The 19,174-nt window shown below is 41.5% G+C and carries 14 protein-coding genes and 1 tRNA gene; 12 read left to right on the forward strand and 3 right to left on the reverse strand.

Features of this window, described 5'->3' with window-relative positions; translation table 11 throughout:
• Nucleotides 1-182: 182 nt before the first annotated feature.
• Nucleotides 183-1,526: an acetyl-CoA carboxylase biotin carboxylase subunit gene (accC, locus tag VB693_RS17105; RefSeq protein ID WP_237988582.1), complete on the reverse strand. Its 1,344-nt coding sequence runs from the start codon at nucleotides 1,524-1,526 to the stop codon at nucleotides 183-185.
• Nucleotides 1,527-1,583: 57 nt separating this feature from the next.
• On the reverse strand, nucleotides 1,584-2,633 hold the full coding sequence (locus VB693_RS17110) for an RRXRR domain-containing protein (RefSeq protein ID WP_323267303.1): 1,050 nt from the start codon (nucleotides 2,631-2,633) through the stop codon (nucleotides 1,584-1,586).
• Nucleotides 2,634-3,216: 583 nt separating this feature from the next.
• On the opposite strand from VB693_RS17110, the gene VB693_RS17115 reads away from it, so the two are divergent.
• The 7 genes from VB693_RS17115 to tilS all read left to right on the forward strand — a co-directional run bounded on the left by VB693_RS17115 (nucleotide 3,217) and on the right by tilS (nucleotide 8,895).
• A tRNA-Leu gene (locus VB693_RS17115) sits at nucleotides 3,217-3,297 on the forward strand.
• A 180-nt stretch (nucleotides 3,298-3,477) separates the two neighbouring features.
• The gene (locus VB693_RS17120; protein WP_323267304.1) at nucleotides 3,478-4,107 is read left to right on the forward strand and encodes a chorismate lyase; all 630 of its coding nucleotides are present in this window, start codon (nucleotides 3,478-3,480) and stop codon (nucleotides 4,105-4,107) included.
• A 78-nt stretch (nucleotides 4,108-4,185) separates the two neighbouring features.
• A complete protein-coding gene (locus VB693_RS17125) occupies nucleotides 4,186-5,904 on the forward strand; it encodes a DUF3352 domain-containing protein (protein WP_323267305.1) in 1,719 nt (572 codons plus the stop codon).
• Nucleotides 5,905-6,058: 154 nt separating this feature from the next.
• Complete coding sequence (gene ccsB / locus VB693_RS17130; protein WP_323267306.1) at nucleotides 6,059-7,114, forward strand: c-type cytochrome biogenesis protein CcsB; 1,056 nt, start codon at nucleotides 6,059-6,061, stop codon at nucleotides 7,112-7,114.
• A gap of 80 nt (nucleotides 7,115-7,194) precedes the next feature.
• Nucleotides 7,195-7,425, forward strand: coding sequence for a hypothetical protein (locus VB693_RS17135; protein WP_323267307.1), 231 nt, complete (start codon nucleotides 7,195-7,197; stop codon nucleotides 7,423-7,425).
• Nucleotides 7,426-7,509: 84 nt separating this feature from the next.
• On the forward strand, nucleotides 7,510-7,839 hold the full coding sequence (locus VB693_RS17140; protein WP_190703616.1) for a KGK domain-containing protein: 330 nt from the start codon (nucleotides 7,510-7,512) through the stop codon (nucleotides 7,837-7,839).
• 45 nt (nucleotides 7,840-7,884) lie between these two features.
• A complete protein-coding gene (gene tilS, locus VB693_RS17145; protein ID WP_323267308.1) occupies nucleotides 7,885-8,895 on the forward strand; it encodes a tRNA lysidine(34) synthetase TilS in 1,011 nt (336 codons plus the stop codon).
• Nucleotides 8,896-8,988: 93 nt separating this feature from the next.
• On the opposite strand, the gene hmpF is transcribed toward tilS, so the two are convergent.
• On the reverse strand, nucleotides 8,989-10,740 hold the full coding sequence (gene hmpF / locus VB693_RS17150; RefSeq protein WP_323267309.1) for a pilus motility taxis protein HmpF: 1,752 nt from the start codon (nucleotides 10,738-10,740) through the stop codon (nucleotides 8,989-8,991).
• 355 nt (nucleotides 10,741-11,095) lie between these two features.
• Between hmpF and VB693_RS17155 the strand changes: the two genes are divergently transcribed.
• The 5 genes from VB693_RS17155 to VB693_RS17175 form a co-directional block, all read left to right on the forward strand.
• Entirely contained in the window at nucleotides 11,096-12,250 is a 1,155-nt protein-coding gene (locus VB693_RS17155) for a response regulator (RefSeq protein ID WP_323267310.1), read from the forward strand.
• Nucleotides 12,251-12,464: 214 nt separating this feature from the next.
• Nucleotides 12,465-12,830, forward strand: a complete 366-nt coding sequence (locus VB693_RS17160; RefSeq protein WP_015139860.1) for a response regulator transcription factor — start codon at nucleotides 12,465-12,467, stop codon at nucleotides 12,828-12,830.
• A gap of 13 nt (nucleotides 12,831-12,843) precedes the next feature.
• Complete coding sequence (locus VB693_RS17165) at nucleotides 12,844-13,374, forward strand: chemotaxis protein CheW (protein ID WP_323267311.1); 531 nt, start codon at nucleotides 12,844-12,846, stop codon at nucleotides 13,372-13,374.
• A 16-nt stretch (nucleotides 13,375-13,390) separates the two neighbouring features.
• The gene (locus tag VB693_RS17170) at nucleotides 13,391-16,303 is read left to right on the forward strand and encodes a methyl-accepting chemotaxis protein (protein ID WP_323267312.1); all 2,913 of its coding nucleotides are present in this window, start codon (nucleotides 13,391-13,393) and stop codon (nucleotides 16,301-16,303) included.
• 111 nt (nucleotides 16,304-16,414) lie between these two features.
• Nucleotides 16,415-19,174, forward strand: a 2,760-nt coding sequence (locus tag VB693_RS17175; protein WP_323267313.1) for an Hpt domain-containing protein, incomplete at its 3' end; no start/stop codon positions are given.

Below are 19,174 nucleotides of genomic sequence, written 5' to 3' on the forward strand. Positions count from 1 at the left end.
AAAAGGATGATATTGAAAATTATTCCGTATATCTACCCGATTTACGATCGCCACCCATTATCTACATCTAAACCAACCTGAGTTCGGGATCAGGAAGGGACAGGTAGTAATCTGAAAATAAGATATTTCTCAATCTTTTACGCTTTACGCTTTACGCTTTACCCTTCCCAATCCCTAGTCCCTTACAATTTCATCTCCTGAATGAAATTGGTGTAAACATGACCCGCTAAAAACTGGGGGTTTTCCATAATTTTTTGATGAAATGCAATTGTCGTGGGCAACCCAGTAATTGCACATTCCCTGAGAGCGCGTTTCATGCGGTTAATAGCAGTAGCACGATCTGGCCCCCAAACGATTAATTTACCGATGAGGGAATCGTAGTAGGGGGGAATTTGGTAATCGGTGTAAACGTGGGAGTCAATCCGCACCCCAGGGCCTCCAGGGGGAAGATAACCGCTAATGCGTCCGGGGGCTGGGCGGAAATCATGGTCGGGGTCTTCGGCGTTGATGCGACATTCGATCGCATGACCCCGCAAAACTACTTGGTCTTGAGTTAGCCTCAGTCTTTCCCCTTGAGCAATTCTAATTTGTTCAACTAGCAAGTCTACCCCAGTCACCATCTCAGTTACAGGATGTTCTACTTGAATCCGGGTGTTCATTTCCATAAAGTAAAACATACCGGATTTATCTAAGAGAAACTCGATAGTACCTGCACCGGTGTAGTTAATGAACTGGGCAGCTTTGACGGCTGCTTGTCCCATTTTTTCCCGGAGGTCTGAGTCAAGTGCAGGGCTGGGAGATTCTTCTAGTAGCTTTTGGTTGCGGCGTTGAATTGAGCAATCCCGTTCACCTAGGTGAATGACATTGCCAAAATTATCAGCCAAAATTTGAAATTCAATGTGGCGGGGACGTTCGATAAACTTTTCGATATAAACGCCAGCATTACCAAAGGCTGCACCTGCTTCACCTTGGGCGGCTAAAAACAGTTTGACAAATTCATCTTGCGATCGCACTAAGCGCATACCTCTCCCACCACCACCAGCCGTGGCTTTAATCATGACTGGATAACCGATGTCTTTGGCAATTGCTAATCCTTCTTCCTCGGTTTCTACCAAGCCATCACTCCCTGGTACAGTAGGAACTCCTGCTTTTTGCATGGTTTCCTTCGCGGTGGATTTATCCCCCATCAACCTGATTGCTTCCGGCGTGGGGCCAATAAACGCAATGTGATGGTCTGCACAAATTTCTGCAAATTTGGCATTTTCCGACAAAAAACCATAGCCAGGATGAATGGCACTGGCATTGCGCGTTAAAGCTGCTGCAATAATATTGGGAATATTCAAATAACTTTTACTGCTAGCCGGTTCACCAATGCAAACCGCTTCATCAGCAAGTTGGACGTGCAGAGCATTCCGGTCAACAGTCGAGTGAACCGCGATCGTCGCAATCCCCATTTCTTCACAGGCGCGGAGAATGCGAAGGGCGATTTCTCCCCGATTGGCAATTAATATTTTGTCAAACTTCATAGGATATCGTGGTAAGTGTGGAAACTCAGTCGCTTCAGCACTGAGAGGAAACACGACTCAAGCGAATTTAGTCGCAGTGGATATTCTCCATGAGCCATAAGATTTAAAAAAGCAATCTTTGGGGGTTGCATTCTGCGTTAATCGCTTACCAGTTCCAAGACTGTGTAAGCTAATTGTTTTTCTGTCCGGGTCTTTTTTAGTTGGTGATTCTTGCCAACCACCTACATAACAAAACCCGAATTTGGGGTGCTTCACCACTGAACCACGCTTAAAACCAGCACTAATTGTTCCACCATATCGAGAACGGGTATGCCCAGCAGTATGTTGCAGTCGGTGCAGTTGACGACGGTGAAATTCTAATGGCACAATTTCAATTAGTTGGGTGTTTTCTGGCTTTTGGTGTCCGCCAACAAACCAATTAGCTAATACCCAAGAATCAACACAATGAGCATCAAACTTATTCGATAGTTTATTTTGAGATTTTTTCAAACCCAAGCTTTGACGCATTTCGTAAGTGTCGTTACCTGTCCTGGTTTCTAAATTGGCAAATTTTTCTAGCTCTGAATAGAACCACGTTTTCCCAACCTCTATCGGGCTAAACATTGCGTTCCACTTTCTCGCACCTTTCCATGTTTTGGCTTGAACATCTTCAACTACAAAAGTTGAAACCGGAAAAATTAACGTTAACCACTTGCAAATACGTAATTTCCATTGCCATCTAGCTTTTGTCGATGGGGGTAACTTTTGCTTGTTTACAAGCCTGTTTTGGCGATTTTGCCTACATGGTGTGTGACGAAATCTCCTTGCATGCCGCATATTTCGACGAACTTCTACATGGTCTTTCACCCAATCAACTGCGTGAGCTTGGATGTTTAGATAAGTGTGAGATTGTGATTTAACTGTGTATGCTTCGCGTTTTGCTCCAGGGTCAATACCAACGGCTATTGGCTGGGTATTTCTATTGCTTGGTTCTTGATTTAATCGGACACAGAATACTCCTTTTTTAAAGAATGGCGTAGCTTTGCCTGACTTAATCCAACGTCTTGCCCTGCTAGGGGTTGTTGGCATCAAAGAGCGGTTATTTTGGTCAACCACGGGAATGAACATTGATGATAAATCCTATTGCTAGGTGTTTATATCCCTTCGCTACTGACTGCCACAGAGGTAAAAAACTAGGGAAGCATTCTTAACGTGTTTTGGGCTACCACGCCTAGACAGTTCAGTTTAGATAGCTAGACACTTGTTTAACTTGATGAAGAGGAAGTGGTTATTCCCCCTCTTGCAAGCCCAGTGGCTTTAGCCCTGGGTTAGTGACTTTCGAGCTTTGATATCTGTACCAGTAGATAGAAATTGTCTCCCATCCAAGTTGCAAAACGAGCGATCGCTTTATCTCAAATTATGACAGGAGATTTACCAGCCTCATCTAGAGTAGGATGCACGAGCAGGACGCAGCCCGTGCTGAGTGTGCTTCAATCCTGAGTTATGAGTGTTGAGTATGGTTATTCACTTTCTACTCACCACTCCCCATTTAATATCACTTGTAGAGCTACTATATTTCTGTCAGTCTCGTATCCTCCTTCGGGAAATTTGTGATCCTGCAAAATTAAATTTTTGGTAAAGTTGGCTAAATTGCTAATTACCTTTATATATTCATGTTTATTGTGCTATGATAGATAGTCGTGAAACTCTTGCGGATGTGGCGGAATTGGTATACGCGCACGTTTGAGGGGCGTGTGGCTTTGCCTTGCGAGTTCGAGTCTCGCCATCCGCATTTTTTAGTACCAAAGTCAACAGTCAAGTATTTTAGATTGCTTGACTTGCTAATCTTGAGTGGGTGTAGGGTTAAATTCTGCTTATCCTGACACCCCTATTGATTGACTGACTAATAACTATGGACTTAATTCTAGTTTTTTGTGCTTTTATAGAAGTAGGTAAACTTTTGTAAAGAACATTGACTGCAATTTTTACTTCAAGTAACAACTCAACACTACCAACCGCATGGCATCGCCTTACCCCAATTTGGCAAGGTGGGGAGGAAGTAATTAAAAAAAGTTTGCCCCACACTCAACTAGCTCCGGCCTGGCAAATGCTACTGCTTGGCGATGGCTCACCAACGAGGCACTTAGAACTACTTACAGGTGAGTCTACAGAAGTAGATGTGATTGATATGTCATTGATTGGCACAGATTTGGATGGTGCGCCAGATTTAATTAAATCTGTCCCAGAGCCAAGACTGAGGCGACAAGTGTGGCTACGAACTGCTTCAGGTCAGCGATTGGCTTATGCTACCTCATGGTGGGAAGCTAGTCATGTAGACGAGTATTTACAGAACCGTTCCTTAACGATTTGGGCAAGTCTAGGGCGTCTCCGTACCGAGTTATATAGAGACGTGCGCGGCATTTATTACGGATACTCACCAGCCCTAGAGGCAGGATTTGAGGTAGAAGGGCCTTTTTGGGGTCGCCATTATTTATTTTGGCATCATGGTCAACCGTTGACTTTGATTTACGAGGTTTTCTCGCCATATTTAAGTAAATACCTCGGCGCGACACAGGTAACTCACCCAAATGGCAAAGCATAGAAATATTTGCCAATAATATTAAAGCTTGTTTTAATTTTGACTTTTGACTTTTGACTTTTGAATTCGGAGCGAAGCGACGTGAAACCACCCATATTGTCTGCTTCCAAGAAAAAAAGCAAGAAATCTTCTTTAGTATTGACACTCTCAGGTGCCGGGTTATTAATTGGTGTGGGGAGTGCAGCATACTGGTTTTTTAGTCAAGGACAGCTATTTTATAGAGATTTGCTCACGGGTGCAAATATTATTCCTAGTGATGCGTTATTTGCTGTTTCCCTAACTACCGACACCAAACAATGGCAGAAACTACAGGAATTCGGCACAAAGGAAACTCAAGCACAACTTAATCAAAGCTTAGTCCAATTACGCGATCGCTTTCTTACCAATAACGGTTACAACTTTGAGAAAGACATTCAACCGTGGGTAGGCGATGAAGTTACCTTGGCAATTTTAGCCCCCCAAATCGATAAATCAGCCCCTAAACCAGTTTCCACCATTGAGAATCCTGCCAGTAATTCGCAGTCGATGGTGATGGTTTTACCAGTAAAAAACGCTGAAAAAGCTAAAACTATCTTTGCTCAACCACAAACCCTCAAACAAGGTAAATGGATTGAGCGTACTTATCAAGGGATTACCATCAAACAAAGTCAAGGACAGCCTGGAGAAAACTTATCAGCTGCATTCCTAGATGGAAAATTTTTGGTGATTACAGATAATCCCCAGACAACAGAACGTACAATCAACGCCTACAAAAGTAGAACCTCCTTGGCGACTGTAGGCGGTTTTGCCGGAAATTTCCCGAAAATTGCTAGCTATCAACCCTTGGCGCAGTTTTATATCAACGTACCTAACGCAGCCAAAATAGGATCTACAACTCCCAATCGACGTTTACCTGCTCAAGTTTTAGCCCAGCTGCAAAACAACCAAGGTTTAGCCGGAACTGTAACATTAGAATCAGAAGGGTTACGTATTAGAGGAGTTTCTTGGCTTAATCCTCATAGTCAAAGGGTTTTGGCTGTAGAAAATAAAGCTGGAACTATGCAAAATCGCGTCCCAGCAGAAACCTTAATGATGCTGTCTGGAGGAAATTTAAAGCGTTTATGGAGTGAATACGTTTTAACATCCCAAGGCAATCCTCTGTCACCCATTACACCAGAACAAATGCGGAGTGGAGTGAAATCACTTACCAGCATGGATTTAGAACAGGATTTTCTCAGTTGGATGAAAGGTGAGGTTGCTGTAGCAGTGATTCCTGGAACTCCCAAACCTGGTTCTTCACAAGATTTTCGTGCTGCTTTTGTGTTGATGATTCAAGCAAGCGATGCCAATGATGGGCAAAGCCTACGGCAATTAGCTGAGACATCCATCAAACAGCTAGATGAGGTGATGAAAACTCAGTACCAGTTCCAAATCAAATCAACAACAGTAGCGGGTAAATCTGTTGTTAACTGGATTAGTCCGTTTGGAACACTCACCGCCACTCACGGTTGGTTAGATGGAGATGTCGCTTTCTTAGCAATCGGCTCTCCCATCACCGATAAGATTCTTCCAAAACCTAGTACCAGCCTCGCTAACAGTCTGGCATTTCAACAGACAGTACCGACAGAACCCAATCCCACAAATGGTCAATTCTACATGGACGTAGAAAAAATCACGAAAAATTTTCCCCTACCAAGACTGATTCCCCAACAACAAACCTTGCTAGCTGCTACACGGTCTATTGGTATGACATCTGCCATCAGTGACAATCGCAGCACCCGCTATGATATTTTTTTGACACTCAAAAAAGTGGATAAGTAAATTGAGGGTTTAGGGGAAGAGAAGCAGAAGAGCAGGGAAGATTTTACCCCCATACTCAATCCTCATAAATTTTTGAATTTTGAATTCCTGAAACAGATTAGGATCAGAACAGTCAGAATCAAAATTTTCAAACATCCCCTGCGGAGAACACTTTATGAATCTGGTTTTACTCCAGAATTGGTTGGATAACGCCTCATTTGCTGTCTTATTTATTACCATGCTGGTGTATTGGGTGGGCGCAACGTTTCCCAATCTGCCCGCCACTAATGCTTTAGGAACGGCTGGTATGGCGATCGCTAATTTGTGTATCGCTACCCTACTAGGTGCGCGTTGGCTAGAAGCTGGTTATTTTCCTTTGAGTAATTTGTATGAATCCCTATTTTTCCTAGCTTGGGGAATTACTACGGTTCACCTGATTGCAGAAAATTCTAGTCGTAGCCGCCTAGTAGGTGTTTTTACTGCCCCTGTAGCTATGGGTATCGCTGCTTTTGCTACCTTGACATTACCATCAGAGATGCAAATAGCAGAGCCGCTAGTACCAGCGTTGAAGTCTAATTGGCTGATGATGCACGTCAGCGTCATGATGTTGAGTTACTCGGCTTTGATGGTTGGTTCATTGCTAGCGATCGCTTTTTTGGTCGTTACTCGCGGAAAAAATATTCAACTACAAGGCAGTTCTGTCGGTAATGGTGGCTATCGTACCAATGGCTATCGTTTGCACAAAGCAGGTGAACTAATTTCACAACCAGCAACACCAACAGTAGAAAGTAATGGCTTTGTGCGTGTTGAAAGTAATAACAATGGCAACGGCAACACCGCCGTTTTAAACTTAGTTACTACTCCCCAATCTGCAACAGTAACAGATGCTGAAACCCTTTCACCCCAACGCCTAAGCCTAGCTGAAACCCTCGATAATATCAGCTATCGGATCATTGGCTTGGGATTCCCTCTACTCACCATCGGTATTATTGCTGGTGGAGTTTGGGCTAACGAGGCTTGGGGTTCTTACTGGAGTTGGGACCCGAAAGAAACTTGGGCTTTAATTACTTGGTTAGTTTTCGCCGCCTATCTCCACGCAAGAATCACTCGCGGTTGGCAAGGTCGTCGTCCCGCAATTTTAGCCGCCAGTGGCTTGGTTGTCGTTTGGATTTGCTACCTCGGTGTCAATCTTTTAGGTAAAGGGTTACATTCTTACGGGTGGTTTTTTTAACAGTTTTATCCCCTCTTAGCAAGTTGAGAGGGGATTTCATCACGATTATTCTTTTGCAATACTAAATAACTGTAAACAATATGATAAAAGCCCAAATCTTAAAAGCAATCAAGGAGATGCCAAATATAGAACGGCTGGAGGTGATTGAATTTGCTCTGCGTTTATTGCGCGAAGACATGGATAAACCAGAGGAATTGAGCTTGAAATCTGCTGCTGAAATTATGCTTACCTACTACGTAGAAGGAAGTGAAATAACTGAGTTTGTTGATACTTGTAATGAAGACTTTTACGAATATCATGACTATGCGTAGGGGTCAGATTTGGCTTTATAGAATTTTATTACGGATGAACTACTATATCGGTCGAAATTATAAATTTAGTTGCAGGAGATTTTTATGACAGATGGATTTGAGATCCTGAATCATGATGAAGTTGTCACCATAGAACCAGACACCTTCAATAAATTAAATATTGCTAAAACTTTTAAAGTCCGGGATTTGATTACAGCTATTAAAGAATATATTGGTGCAGAAGACACATCAGAAGCAAATTTATATACGCAAGGCTTAAATTGTGAAGTTTTGAAATTTACAGCCCAGGGATGGATTAAAGGAAAAGTTAGACTGGCTTTAGAATTTTGTCCTGATGAACCTGATTCACCATTAGATGAAATTTACGAAATTCATCAACAACTCCAACAAATTGCTAAGGAATCAGTATGGTAAGATTCCATACAAAAATCATCAGATTAACATCTGAAAAATTCCCCAATGGTATGGACTACTCTACACGCAAAAATACATCGTACTATCAGATCGCGCCACCTATTTGACCGTCAAAAAAGTCTTTTAGTAGCGGTTTCAGGTGGGCAAGATTCTCTGTGCTTATTTAAATTATTGTTAGAATTACAACCTAAATGGGAATGGGACTTAGGTATTGCCCACTGTGATCATCGCTGGCGTGAAGATTCTCAAGCTAATGCCCAGCACGTAGAAACTTTAGCTAAAAACTGGGGTGTATCTTTTTATTTAGAAACAGCTATTAAATCCGTAAATAGTGAGGCGGAGGCTCGCAATTGGCGTTATCAAGCTTTAATTGCGATCGCGCAAGCTAATAATTACCAATATATAGTCACCGGTCACACCGCCAGCGATCGCGCCGAAACTCTCCTTTACAACTTAATTCGCGGGACTGGTGCTGATGGTTTGCAAGCTCTAACTTGGCAACGTCCCCTCACTGATCATATTGTGTTAGTGCGTCCTCTGTTAGAAGTCACCCGCAAACAAACAGAGCAATTCTGTCAAGAGTTTAACTTGTCAGTCTGGGAAGATTCCACCAATCAAGATTTAAAATACGCCCGCAACCGCATCCGTCAAGAACTAATCCCCTATTTACAACAAAACTTTAACCCCCAAGCTGAACTAGCCATAGCCCAAACGGCTGAATTACTACAAGCAGAAGTGGAATATTTAGAACAAGCCGCCCAGAAGTTGCGGGAAGAGGTGACAGGTGACAGGGAACAGGTGACAGACAACTTAGAAAGTTATGCGTTGTCTTCTTTTCTTTTACGCTTAAACCGTAGGGTATTGCAAAAAGCACCATTAGCACTGCAACGGCGAGTGATGCGTCAAGTGTTACAACAAATACTTCCTGACGCTCCTAATTTTGAACATATCGAGAAATTAACAGCCTTAATTGCAGCCCCCAACCGATCGCAAACCGATCCTTTTCCCGGTGGTGCGATCGCTCAAGTCCAAGATGACTGGATCTATTTAAAATAGTGCTAAGTAGTGAGTACCGAGTAAAGGTCTAAACCTGAAGCTGACAACTCAGCACTCACTACTCACTACTCATAACTCAACACTTATAACTCCCTAAGAAGCCACCAACTCCGGCTGAGATAGTAAACTGCCGATAGTGTGACGAATTTCAGTAATAGTTTGGAGTTGATAATCACCAGTTTCTTGAATTTGACCCAAAGATTCACCGATGCTTTGTAGCTTTCGTCGCAATTCATCTAAGGAATCTTGAATAGGCTGTAGTGCTTCTTGATAGAGATTTACCCGACCCCAGGATTCAGCATTAGCCGTCCGTAGAGAACGTAGACTGTCTTCCATTTTTTTCAGTTCTTGCTGCTGTTGTTGGAGGTCGTGGGTTTGATTATCAATCATTCCTTGGTCTAGTTCCAACGCAGCACGCATTTGCTCAATTTCACGTGCCAATTTCTGTAATTCTTGTAACTGTTGTTGTTTCTGTTGTTCCATTTGCGAAAGAATCGGGCTAAAGTCCATGCTGTTTTCTTCCTCAGCATTAGTAACTGTCTGCCCTTGTCGCCGTAGTAGGATATTTTGGTGTTGCTTAATCATCTGTTGCCGCATTAACAGATTGCGTCTTTGTCCCACCAAAGTTTCGTTCAGCATCTGATAAAGGTCTTGTTCATCTGCAAGGTCTGTTTGCAAATTGACTAAATCCTGACCAGATGCTTGATTAAGCTTACTTTGCAGTTCTTCTATGGTTTCTTGTTTATATTTAAGTTCTTGTTCTTGATCATGAACAAAGCTAGAGTCTATTTCTAACTTTTCTAATAAATCTTGTATTGTCCTTTGCAGTTCACCTAGAGAAATATTTTCTAGAGCCTGCACATCAATTTTTTGACCAGGAAATGTGCAACCAGAAGTTGCCGCTAAAGAGTAAAGTTGTTGGTATAACTCATCTTGAGATTGCAACTGCTGTTTAATTATGTGAATGTGTTCTTGCTTACTGGCAAGAGTAGACGTATTTACTTTAAATTGGGCGGTTTGTTGCTCTAGAGTATTTTGAGCTTGTTCCCATGCGTTTTGGCGATCGCTATAAGTTTGCTCTAGTTGCTCAACTTCTTGTTGCTGTTGATCCGCTATGGTTTTTTCTTGTGTAAATTTTTCCCAATGGGGGGTGAGAGTAGCTTGTTGCTTTTCGACTAGTTCAAAAGCTATGTGGAGATGCTCACGCAGTGTTTCTATCGGAGCAACACGACTAGACAACCGATCAAGTAACTCGCTCATCTTGCGACCTTGCGCTTCGTCTAATACTCCTCCTTCTTGGAGACGCTCCTCTAAGCGATGCTGCTCACCCCGTAGATGCTCCCAAGCACCTTCTAATTCTTCTCGATTGCGCTCAATTTCTGCTTGTAACTGTTCAATTTGTGCGCGGGATGTCTCCACTTCCTGTTGTTGTGATTCTAAGCCTTGAAATTCCTCTTCCATGTTTTGCAACTGTTCTAATCGCACTTCCATGTCCATTTCACGGCGATTTAACTCTTGCGCCTGAAATGTCAGCGATTCCTTCCATTGATCGATTTCGTCTTCCTTAAGCTTATATTTTTCTAGTTGACGAGAAAAATTTTGCAAAATATTAACGAGAGGCCTACCAGCCTCTTGAATTCTCTGCACTTGGCGATTTGGAGTCACTTCTACCAGCACTAATGCGCCATCATTTAATTTGCTAGCTTCTTCCGCAGCTATGACTTCTTCCGACACAGGACTCCAATTCTGGTCGGTTCGCTGACAAGCTAGCAGTTTCAGTTCGGTTTTGGAACTACCACCCAGTAAGCCGCCTTTCTGCTTTTGTACTTCTGCTAAATACAGCACACCGCTAGTCCTCTTGGTACTTCTTGTATTTGTTAGAAAATATACCTTATATAATTCTGCTAACTTGTCTTATTCACCTAAAATTGGGAAAAACAAAACAAACAAAACTATTTATAGACGCTGAATTTTGCGTCCTGATATTTTATAGAAGCGATTTAGTCGCGTTTTTATATTCTGTACTGATGACAGTTACGATGACTTCCGTGTTATCACTAACTTTGTCAAAGACTATTAAGAAAATTTACGGTTTATAGCTGAATGGATTCCCTGATCAAAACTAGTACAACAAGGTGAAAGAAATAACTTTATTTATCGGCTAATATTAACTGCATCAAGAGGAGCTACTTAGAACTAAATGCAGGGAAATTTACAGGAAATTGATATTCGCAGCATCCTGCAATTAATTGAACTAGGACAGCGGACTGGGCAACTTTTAATAGAAAGTTACAGTTTTCACTATCAGGGTAAAGTATCTAAAGAATGTGAACACAAAGCTTGGTACATCTTTTTCCACAATGGTCAAATTATTTATTGCCAAGAAGGGAATAATAATTTGTCACGAATTAACGATTACTTACGTCACCATCGTGGGGAATTATCCCTAGATGAACAGCAAATAGACTTGTTAAGTGTAGAAAATGCTTCAGAATATGGCTACCTTTGGATGCTTCTAGAGAAAAATATTGTCAACCCTGAAAAAGCACGCGTTCTCATCTATCGCTTGGTTTGTGAGACACTGTTTGACTTGCTGAGTTTACAAAGGGGTCGTTTTATTTTTTATCAGGATACAGCACTAGCACCACGATTAACTAGCTGGGAGATTGCGCCTTTAATGGCTAAAATTACCCAACAATTACAAGAGTGGAAGCAGCTGTATCCATACATTCAATCTCCAGAACAATTACCGATACTCGCCCAAACAGTTCATTTACACTCCTCACTACCAACAACTACAGTTAATAAACTCAAGCAATGGGCAGATGGTCAAACATCCCTACGTCAACTCAGTCGTTATCTCGATCGCGATATTTTGACGCTTGCCAAGACAATATATCCATATATACAGCAGGGTTGGCTCAAACTAACATATCCAAAAACTACAAACTCCCAGGCGCAAGTGAGCCATAAACAAAAGATGAAGATATTATGTATTGACCAAAGCAAGACCACTGGGGAGATTGTAGAGTCTATTTTGCAGCCACAAGGATACGCAGCAATACCGGAGGTAATTACCCTAACTAGTTCCTTAGAAGCAATCAGTCTCATTTTTCAACTCCAGCCAAATCTAGTTTTATGTGAAATGGCTATGCCGGAATTAAATGGTTATGAGATGTGCGCGATGCTGCGACAATCCCAAGCATTTCGGTATATACCGATGATTATGATGACTAGTAAAGATAAATTTATAGATCAAGTTAAGGTGAAAATGATCGGGGCAACAGATTTGTTAAGAAAACCTTTTAATGATGCAGAATTACTCATGCTGATCCAGAAATACATCAATATCTGATCTGGTGTAGCGAAATAAACTCAATACAATACTTGCTGATCCCATAGACGATGGGGTAAAAGATGTTATCACAGAATCAACCAACTCTCAGACTAAAGTTATTATCCAGTAAACTTCGTAAAATTTTAGACTTAATTTATACACTAATTATTTGCGGGGAGATCAGGGAATGTTCCAGAGAGGAACGTCTACACCAGGAGGTAGATAGCCATTTATGAGTACAGTTCTGATTGTGGAAGACAGTCTTGCACAAAGGGAGATGATTACAGACCTCCTGAAAGCCAGTGGTTTAACAGTCACCCATGCCACTGACGGACTAGAAGCATTAGAGGCAATTCAAACTGAACCCCCTGACTTGGTGGTTTTGGATATTGTCATGCCCCGAATGAATGGCTACGAAGTTTGCCGTCGATTAAAGTCCGACCCCAAAACCCAAAATGTTCCCGTCGTCATGTGTTCTTCTAAAGGTGAAGAATTTGACCGCTACTGGGGCATGAAACAAGGGGCGGATGCTTACATAGCTAAACCGTTTCAACCAACCGAGTTGGTGGGAACAGTCAAACAACTGCTGCGAGGATAAGGATGAATACAACATGGTTAGCAAACCGGACTTTTTAAATGGCAGTGGTCAAGATCACTTTCGTCCTGAATTACAAGTAGAAAGTCCTGAAGGTGAGTTACATTTGCGGTTTTACATTCCTTCGCATCAGGAGTTTGCACTACCCGCAACTGGTATCCGAGAAGTGATGGAACTAAGTCCTGACAGAATCACCCCGATTCCTAATGCTTCTCCTTTACTTTTGGGTACTCTAAATCTACGAGGTCGAGTAATTTGGGTAGCTGATTTAGGTCAGTTTCTAGGGGAAGTAACTCCGTTAAACACAGATAAAGCAGAGATTCCGGTAATTGCGGTGCAAGAACAGGACACTATTGTCGGTTTAGCTGTAGATGCAATCGGTGGTATGGATTGGCTAGATGTACAAAATCTGATGCCACCTACCAACATACCGGATACCATGACTCCCTTTTTGCGTGGAGAGTGGTTATTAGAACCTAAAAATAATCAGTGTCTAAGACTACTTGATCAAATGGCAATTTTGCGGAGTGCGCGGTGGGCAGGATGAAATTGGGAGGGAGGAAATGGCAGCAAGTATAGAAGATTACCTTGAAACATATCAACAGGCTTATACAGCCTACGCGCAACAAAATTATGAAGTTGCCGCTACTTTAGTTGATAAGGTGGTGCAAAATGTCCCAGATGACCCTAACTCCCATTTATTGCGGGGTCACATCTACTATGTTTTGCAGCAATACGATATAGCCGAAGTAGAATATCAAAAAGTTTTGCAGTTGACTGATGACTTAGAACTTATTAGTGCCGCGCACAAGAGTTTAGAAAATATCAGCCAATATCAAAAGCTTATAGCAGAGCAAGTTGAGCATCAAGAAGCAATTGATCTGACAAGTACATCTGATTTACTAGAACTTGAGACATCAGAATTAGAAGATTTAGGAACAGTAGATAACTTTGATATCAATAGCTTTGATTTGGATGACTTGGAAACGAACCAAGCAATGGTCAATACAGCAGAAATTGCGTTGGATAATCCATTTGAAATTCCCACAGATAGTTTTTCATTGTTACCAGCGTCAGAATCTACACTACCTTTGAGTGATGATCCTTTTGCCCTGAATGAGCAATCAAGTGAGCAAGGATTAAATACTACCGATAAAGAAGATTCTGGAGAATTAGATTTACCTGTTTTCTGGGAAGAAGATTCCTCAGAAGATAGCTTTGAACAGCTACAAATTGAGTCTAATTTTTTAGACATTGGTACAGATTCCCAAATTGATAATGACAATAGTATTGATTCACCATTTGGGAAATTTGAGACACCAAACAACCTAAATGGACAATATACGGCTGCTGAATTCCTCCAAAATGAGGAGGCGGAAGCAGCAAATCATTTAGATTTAGAATTGAGCAGTAAGAGCCAATTAATCGAGGATTTAGCATCGGGTAAGGAGGAAATAAATAATAGCTCCATACCATCGGATACTCCTCTAAGTAGTGATGAAAATTATAGCTCTCAAGCTGAATCAAGTAACTGGTTACAAACAATAGCTGAACAAGAGGAATTATTAGATGCTCCTTCCGAAGTTAATGGCAATTTTACTTTAGCAGAAAAGCCGTATCCAGAGGTATCTAAACAAGAGATTCAAAGCTTTGATGTCGATGAAAATTTCGATTTTGAAGCATTTGAATCAGCTTTTGGTTCAGAAAGTATGACGGATGATGAGGATACAAATAGCATCCTCAATAAAGACAATTCCAAGAGTAATATAGAATTTCTAGACGACTTTGATGAGTTTGATGATTTAGGAAATATTCCTGGGTTTGACTTATCAGATGCAGATTCTAGCTTTAGTGATGTGATGCTTTCCAGTTCCACAGAAATTGGTAGCATTCCCCAGAATAAAGTTGTAGAACCTAGCAGCAATGCTAGTAGTGACGATCGCGATGAAGAACTATTTAGCATCACTGGTTCTCAAGAGTCAGTACCAATCTTTACCCAAACAGATGTTGCCACAGTAGAACCTCAAGTCAACGTCGAACAAGGTTGGTTAGCCCCATTAGAAAACGCTAACCTAGACACAAAACCTTGGTTAGTAGCTGGAACTGTGGGTATTTTCTCGGCTTTGGTAGTAGCAACAGTCAGCTTTACATCCACCAGCTTTTCTCCACCCCAGCAACGGGAAACAGTGCGGAATACTGGTTGGGCAATGTCCCTAGCAGCAGGGATTACAGGTTTTGCTACAGCTGCATTTATGGGTACTTTGACCCTCAAACAAGTTCGTCGCACTACCAAGGATTTGCAAGCGCAATTTGATGCTGTGCGACAGGGCAATTTGAATGTGCAAGCTACGGTATATTCTGAGGATGAACTGGGGCAATTATCAGCTGGCTTCAACGAAATGGCGCGGGTAATTTTTACTACCACCCATGAAGCCCAACGCAAAGCTGATGAACAAGAAGAAGCCAAAGAAAACCTGCAACGCCAAGTAATTCGTCTCTTGGACGATGTGGAAGGGGCAGCGAGAGGAGATTTAACCGTACAGGCAGAAGTGACAGCCGATGTATTGGGAGCAGTTGCTGATGCCTTTAACCTGACAATCCAAAACCTGCGGGATATCGTACAACAGGTGACAGTCGCGGCTAAAGAAGTGACAAAAGGTGCAACTAACTCCGAAACCTTTGCTACAGCACTGTCTAGCGATGCTTTGCGCCAAGCCGAAGAGTTGGCTGTCACCTTAAATTCTGTGCAGGTGATGACTGACTCAATTCAACGGGTGGCAGAAGCAGCACGGGAAGCAGAAGCTGTAGCCCGTGATGCTAGTGCGATCGCTCTCAAAGGTGGTGAAGCAGTAGAAAACACCGTGGCGGGGATTTTAGAAATTCGGGAAACTGTCGCCGAAACTACCCGCAAGGTGAAACGACTAGCAGAATCTTCCCAGGAAATTTCTAAGATTGTGGCGTTAATTTCTCAGATTGCCTCCCGTACTAACTTACTAGCACTTAACGCCAGTATTGAAGCAGCACGGGCAGGAGAAGCTGGACGCGGATTTGCAATTGTGGCAGATGAAGTCCGGCAGTTGGCAGATAAATCAGCCAAATCCTTAAAAGAAATTGAGCAAATCGTCATGCAAATCCAAAGCGAAACCGGCTCAGTTATGACCGCAATGGAAGAAGGTACACAACAGGTAATTAAAGGCACAAAACTGGCAGAAGAAGCCAAGCGATCGCTTGAAAATATCATCCAAGTGGCAAATCGCATTGATAGCCTAGTGCGCTCAATTACCAGCGATACCGTAGAACAAACGGAAACCTCCCGCGCCGTCGCTCACGTAATGCAATCTGTAGAACTCACAGCCCAAGAAACGTCCCAAGAAGCACAACGAGTTTCCGGCGCACTGCAAAACTTAGTCGGTGTGTCCCGCGACTTGATTTCTTCCGTAGAACGTTTCCGCGTGGAAACTATGGAAACAAGGTAATTAGTCAATAGTCCCAAGTCCCAAGTCCAAAGTTTACATAATTGGCTAATGACTAATGACTGATGACTGATGACTGATAACTCATGACTATTGACTATTGACTAAAAAACTATGCTGCCGGAACAACAACAGAGGATATTAGGTTACTTTATTGAAGAAGCTAGAGACCACCTCAACACTATTGAGCAAGGGTTACTCAATCTTCAAAGTACCTTGAACGACCCGGAACTGATTAACGAAGTTTTTCGGGCGGCTCACTCCATTAAAGGTGGTGCAGCAATGCTAGGACTGACTAGCATTCAGCATACCTCCCATCGTCTGGAAGATTGTTTCAAAGTTCTTAAAGAGAATCCAATTCAGGTTGACCAAAAACTAGAGTCTTTATTTCTGGGAGTGTCTGATACCCTCAAAGCACTTTTAGAGCAGTTAAGCGCACCCTTTGGTTTATCAGAAGAAACGGCTAATACCTTGATGTCAGAGACAGAGCCTGTATTTCAATGGCTAAATCAGCATCTGGAACTATTAGTGCAACAAGGTGGTAATGGCACGGTAGAAACATCTACTTTCGGCCAACCAATGTCAACAGACAGTGTAACAACACTCACAGAAATATTTTTCCGGCAGGATGTACCGACTCCCACAGAAAACACGGCAAAATATCAAGAAGCTAGTACACCAGTCACAACAACAGCAAACAATCATTGGGGTGAGTTTCAAACCCACGTGCTACAAACACTGCGGGAAATGTTGCAACTGTTTAAGCAGAAAGCAACACCAGAATCTCGTCAAAATCTTCAACAATGCTGTAACCAGTTAGTCAAACTAGGTCAAACTTGGAATTTGCCTAATTGGTGTAATTTGAGTAAAGCCGCAGCTACCGCTATTGGTAATTCTGAAAATAGCTATCTCACTTTAGCTAAGATTGTCATCACTGAAATTAAAAAAGCTCAAGAGTTAGTGCTGCAAGGCAGAGAACTTGAGATCACAATTAGCCAGCAATTAGAATCTCTTTGGGGTTTTCCAGAAACTGCATTGCTCGAAGTATCTCAAGATTTACTAGGCGATGTACCATCTGCGGTGACACAATCATTAACTGCACCAGCATCTAGCAAATCTTACGACAATATTCATGAAGTATTGTCTGCAAAAACTGGAGAATTGCCAACAGATAGCATAACTAGTTTAAATGATGTCTCTGAGCAACTTGATCTCCAGACAGATACTCAAGTAACTACAGAAAAAACTGCGGCTGAACACGACATTAACACTAATCTGTTCTTGGAAAGTCAAGAGCGTCCATTTGTTCATGCTGCAAACATAGACAATCATGGGCCAGAGGTAGGATTAGCTGAGTTAAATACCTTGGCTGATTTATTTGAAGGTGAAACACAAGAACTAGATGAAACTTGGCAGCACGAGGAAATTATAGAAAATCGAGATAATAGTGAAATAGAAGTAGAAATCAACGAAACTATTATTCAAGACATTGATAGCGATTTAGCAGATTTTCTGTCATTTGATGGCGATGCTAATCAGTCTCCAACTAGTACAGATAAAATAGAGAGTTTAGGTTTGTTATTTGGTGATAGTCTCACAGATAACGAGAAATCACCAGAGAATGTTAATAATACTAATGAAATAATCCAAGAAAATCTACATACTACTGAAATACAGGAATTCCCTGATATTTTAGAAGAGTTCTTGAACATAACGGATGATCAAAATACGTTTTCAACTAGCGCAATAAATCAACTAGAAAATGAACCTGCTAGTAGTTTTGCAGAAATCAACAAATCATCAAATAGTTTCGATGATTTATTCCTAGAGCAAGATTTAAATACAAATACCTTAGAGGAAGTTAAACTTCATCAGCATTCTGTAAAAAATCTAAATGGTTTAACAGAAGATTTAAGGTTAAATAATCTATTTGAGGATTTAGATGAAAATCCCCAAGTATCTACAGGTGAACTAGAAAGTAGTAATTTATTTGATGAACAGCCTATAACTGTTTTTGAGTTTGTCGCCCCTGAAGAAAATTTGGGTGAATTTTGTAACCAAGAAACGCCAGTAAAAACAGATGAATTATTAGATTCTGCGGTTGAAAATGATATAGCGAAAGAGTTACAGGAAAGTTTATTGGCTGCGGCGGAGTCTGGTGAAATTTTCCGCAATAGTGAAGAGTCTATAACTTCTGGGTTAGAAAATTTTGATTTGGAAGACTTGAATACAACTTTTTTCCAGTCAGAAGAGGAGTTAGATTTAATATTAGAATCAGATACTGATGAGAATTTGTTTGCAGAGTTAGCAAGCAATGACTCTATCACTACTCCTAGTGTGGGCGATCGCAAAATTTATGCCGCAGAAATACAAGAATTATCACAAACCCCAGAAACTTTAGATTTTATACCGGAATTTACTAATCAGCTACCAGAAACATCGTCTGTGGATGCTCAACTATCATTTGCAGCATTCGCCGTTGATTTATTCAATGACAACGACGAAAACGATGCTGAAAAATTATTGGGAAATACAGATAATACGGATGATGATTTGTTTGCTTCAACAACTAATTTAAGTTTATCAGAGGAAGAAAATTTAGAAGTTTCAGCTAACATTTCTATGGGTGTAGAAGGAGATGGCGAGCTTTTAGATACTGATGAACATAGTGAATTTAGTTTGACTGATAATTTACTAGCAATAACAAATGAGCTACCAACAACTAATCTGGAAGAATGGGCTATTCCAATCAGTCAATTAACAGATATTGTCATCGAAGATGTCACTAGTAATGATAGTAAAATTTTAGATGCAGCAGGTGAAGAAACTAGCGAATTAGACTTTGCTGAATATTTACTGGTGACAACCGATAGT

It is taken from the genome of Anabaena sp. UHCC 0399 (assembly GCF_034931465.1).
Lineage (GTDB): Bacteria > Cyanobacteriota > Cyanobacteriia > Cyanobacteriales > Nostocaceae > Trichormus > Trichormus minutissimus.